Raw genomic sequence first — 4,007 nt, forward strand, 5'->3', positions numbered from 1 at the left:
CGGCGAAGCCGTGACCGTTAGGCGAGCTTGCGAGTCTTACGGGCATCGCACGCAGAGCGATTCCCCCCGGCGGGTACAGGGCGGAGCCCTGCCGGGGGGCAAGGGGCAACGCCCCTTGCCGCCGGAGGCCTTACGGCATCATGGCGCAGAGCATGAGCCCGGTCGTGACCGGAAGCCCGCACATGATGTTGGCGTTGGCGATGCCCTGCCCGGATGCGCCGCGGCAGACGTTGTCGATGACGGATACCACGATGAGCCGGTTGGTCCGGGGATCGACGATGACGGACATGTCGCAGAACATCGTCCCACGGACATTGCGGGTTTCGGGAAGCTGGCCGGAGGGCAGGACGCGCACCCACGGGCTGTCCGCCCATGTTTCCTCATACACGCGCTGGGCGTCGGCCTGCGAGAGGGGAGCCTTGAGCTGTGCATAGATCGTGGACAGGATGCCGCGGTTCATGGGCACAAGATGCGGATTGAAAGAGATGGTCATGGGCTCGTGCGCCAGACGGGACAGTTCCTGCTCGATTTCCGGGGTGTGGCGGTGCGTGCCGATGCCGTAAGCCTTGAAGGAGTCCGCGACTTCGCAGTAGAGCGAACCGAGCTTGGCGGAACGGCCCGCGCCGGATACACCGGACTTGGAGTCCGCGACGATGCCGTGGGTTTCGATCAGGCCGTCGGCGAGGGCCGCGGTCATGCCGAGGATGATCGAGGTGGGGTAGCAGCCGGGGTTCGCCACAAGGCGCGCCTTGGCAATGTCGGAGGCGTAGAGTTCCGGCAGGCCGTATACCGCTTCGGGAAGCAGGTCGGGGCGCTTGTGCTCGACTTTGTACCACTGCTCATAGGTTTCCGCGCTTTTTAGGCGAAAGTCGGCGGAAAGATCCACCACCTTGAGGCCGCGCTCCACAAGCGCCGCCGCCATTTCGGTGGCCGCCGTGTGCGGGACGGCGAGGAAGGCCAGATCGCATTCTTTGGCGATGAGTTCCGGCTCGGGCTCGATGAGGATGACGTCGGCTCCTGGCAGGCCATTGAGGAACGGATACAGATCGCCGAGCCGCTTGCCCGCTTCGGTGCGGGAGGTGGCGGCGGTGAGCTTCATGTTCGGATGGCCGGTCAGCAGACGCGCCAATTCCATTCCGGTGTAGCCGGTGACCCCGACAAGGCCCACCCGGATCATTTCTTGTGGCATGGCTTTTAATCCACCTTTTTCATGACGTATTTCATGCGCAGTTCGTACAGGATGCCCTCCAAAAGGCGGGCTTCGTCGCTGTCGAGGCATTGTTTGGTCTTTTCTTCGAGCATGGTCAGGATGTCGATGGTATGCTTGGCTATGACCAAATCCTGTTCGGTCGCGCCCGATTCAGGATTGGGGACCTCGCCGAGCTGCACCAGCGCGGACGAGGCGAGAGAAAGGATAAACGTGGAAAACGTGACCTGCGGCATGGAGCAGTCGCAGCCGGGCTTATTGCAGTCACAGGCCTTGTGGTCTTCAGGGGAAGCAGCGTTCATGGTGTCTCCGTGGAACGAGTGTCTATGATGGGGCCGGCGGGGATGCCGGTTTAACTTCTTACATCAGGAATAACTCGTCCCGGCTCAACGTCAAGGGCGCGATGATATGCGGAAAGTGCCGTTTCCAGATAATCGCGCGACGCGCTGAAGCCGCCGGAAGCGCGCAAACCGTGCGCCAGCGCGTGCAATCCTGCCAGAGCATCGGCCCAGTCCACCCAGCCCATGTGCCCGAAGCGGACCATGCGGCCCTTATAATGATCTTGTCCCCCCGCGAATATGATGCCGCATTCGTCGGCCGCCACCTTGAGGAGCTTGTCGCCGTCCACCCCGGCGGGCAGCATGATGCTGGTGACGCCCCATGCGTAATGCGTGGGCGCGAACAGGGGCAGATCCAGCGCCAGCGCCCCGGTACGGACCATGCAGGTGAGCGCCCACTGTTTGCGGTACAGGGCGTCGAGGCCGCCTTCTTCGAACAGCATGGACAGGCTTTCATGCAGCCCCACGATGAGGTTGACCGGCGAGGTGAACAGCCCCTGCCCCTTGAGCAGGTTGTCGCGTTCGCCCGCGAGGTTGAAATAGAAGCAGGAGACGGGGATGGATTCGGCGCGTTTCCATGCGCGCGCGGAAAGGGCCATCAGCGCCATGCCGGGCGGGACCATGAGGCCCTTCTGGGAGCCTGTGAGGAGGCAGTCGATGCCCCATGCGTCCATCGGGCAGGGAGAGATGCCGACCGCCGAGATGCCGTCCGCGACAAGGAGCACTTCGCGCGTGCGGGTAAGCCGGGCGATGGCTTCCACCGGATGCTGCGCGGCGGTGGAGGTTTCGCAGACCTGCATGAACACGCCCTTGGCCTCGGGATGTTCGCGGAGCGCCTGTTCGACCTGCGCGGGCGTCACGGCCTGCCCCCAGGCCACATCGATTTCCACGACCTTAAGCCCGCGTACGGCGGCGATTTTGGACCAGCGTTCACCGAATTTGCCGCCGTTCACCACGATGACTGTTTCGCCGGGCAGGAACAGGCCGTGCACGGCGGCGGTCATGGCCCCGGTGCCGGAGCAGGAAAGCGGGAGCACCGGCTGTTCGGTGCCGAACAGCTTCTGGAGCATGGTTTCGGTTTCCAGCAGGATTTTCTTGAAGCCGGGCTTCCGGTGATGGATCATGTCCTGCGCGAGGGCGAGGCGGACGCGTTCGGGCAGAGGCGTGGGGCCGGGAGTGAGCAAACGGGGCTTGTTGAACATGATGTCTCCTGTCATGCGGACAAATTTCGCGGCGCGGATCAGTCTTTCCAGACCCGCAGGATAAAGACTTTGAGATAGGCCGTTTCGGGCATGGACGGATGCACCGGATGATCCGGCCCCTGGAAGCCCTGATACAGCAGTTGCGTGTTCAGGCCCCTCTTGGCGGCGCACTGGGCGATCAGGCGGCGCAGCGCTTCGGCCTCAAGGTGGTGCGAACAGGAACAGCTCGTAAGAATGCCCCCGTTTTCCACGAGTTGCAAGCCCAGATCGTTGACCCGGCGGTAGGCGTTGAGGCCCTGTTCGGCGTCCTTCTTGCGCTTGATGAAGGCCGGGGGATCGACGCAGACCACGCCGAATTTCCGCCCCCCGTCGCGCAGGGACGCCAGCGTGTCCAGCGCGTCGCCGGGCAGCGTCTCGCCGGGGCATCCGGCGTTGGCGGCAAGGTTGCGGCTTGCCATGTCGAGAGCCTGTCTGGAGGCGTCGAGGAACGTCACGCCCGCCGCGCCGTTCCGGGCCGCCATGACCCCGAACGCGCCCGCGTAGCAGAAGGCGTCGAGCACGGTCTTGCCCTTGGCGTACTTGGCGGCCTCCACCCGGTTGGGGCGCTGGTCGTAGAACCAGCCGGTCTTCTGGCCTTCCGCCAGCGAGACGGTAAAGGCTGCGCCGCTTTCCCGTACTTCGATTTCGTCCGGCACCGTGCCCATGCCCGTTTCCACGAGCAGGGGCAGGTTTTCCATCGTCCGCACGCCCACATCGTTGCGGAGCAGTACGGCTTTGGGGGAGAACAGCTCTCCGAGCACTTCAAGCAGGGCATCCTTCTGGGCTTCCATACCCGCCGTGGTGATCTGAGCGCTGAACACGTCGCCGTAGCGGTCGAGCACGAGGCCGGGCAGCCAGTCGCCTTCGCCGTGGCACAGGCGGTAAAAGGGCACGTCGAACAGCGTTTCGCGCAGCTGCAAAGCCCGTTCAAGGCGTTTTTTGATGAGGGGGGCGTCGAGCGGCTCATCGGCCTTGCGGCTGACGATGCGCGCGGCGATGAGCGAAGCGGGGTTGACGTAGGCCGTCCCGATGGTACGCCCGTCGGCGGCGCAGACCTGCGCGGCCTCGCCCGGCGCGAACGCCGTCAACGGGGATCGTTTCACTTCCACTTCGTTGCTGAATATCCACAGGTGCCCCGCCCGCAGGCGGCGGTCTTCGTGTTTTTTGTAGGAAAAGCTGTTGCATGGGTGTCCTTTGGAGAGAGAAGGGTGAAAGGCAACT

The 4,007-nt window shown here is 64.0% G+C and carries 4 protein-coding genes; all 4 read right to left on the bottom strand.

Going from position 1 to position 4,007, the window contains the following annotated elements; all coding sequences use genetic code 11:
* Nucleotides 1-130: 130 nt before the first annotated feature.
* Genes argC through HMPREF0178_RS11445 form a run of 4 tightly spaced genes read right to left on the bottom strand, consistent with a single transcriptional unit; the run spans nucleotide 131 to nucleotide 3,931 of the window.
* The gene (gene argC / locus HMPREF0178_RS11430) at nucleotides 131-1,189 is read right to left on the bottom strand and encodes an N-acetyl-gamma-glutamyl-phosphate reductase (protein ID WP_009733542.1); all 1,059 of its coding nucleotides are present in this window, start codon (nucleotides 1,187-1,189) and stop codon (nucleotides 131-133) included.
* A gap of 5 nt (nucleotides 1,190-1,194) precedes the next feature.
* Complete coding sequence (locus HMPREF0178_RS11435) at nucleotides 1,195-1,509, bottom strand: DUF1844 domain-containing protein (protein WP_005025345.1); 315 nt, start codon at nucleotides 1,507-1,509, stop codon at nucleotides 1,195-1,197.
* A 50-nt stretch (nucleotides 1,510-1,559) separates the two neighbouring features.
* Nucleotides 1,560-2,747, bottom strand: a complete 1,188-nt coding sequence (locus HMPREF0178_RS11440; protein WP_009733543.1) for an alanine--glyoxylate aminotransferase family protein — start codon at nucleotides 2,745-2,747, stop codon at nucleotides 1,560-1,562.
* Nucleotides 2,748-2,785: 38 nt separating this feature from the next.
* On the bottom strand, nucleotides 2,786-3,931 hold the full coding sequence (locus HMPREF0178_RS11445; protein ID WP_083832515.1) for a class I SAM-dependent rRNA methyltransferase: 1,146 nt from the start codon (nucleotides 3,929-3,931) through the stop codon (nucleotides 2,786-2,788).
* Nucleotides 3,932-4,007 lie beyond the last annotated feature (76 nt).

It is taken from the genome of Bilophila sp. 4_1_30, from assembly GCF_000224655.1.
Taxonomy (GTDB): Bacteria; Desulfobacterota; Desulfovibrionia; order Desulfovibrionales; family Desulfovibrionaceae; genus Bilophila; species Bilophila wadsworthia.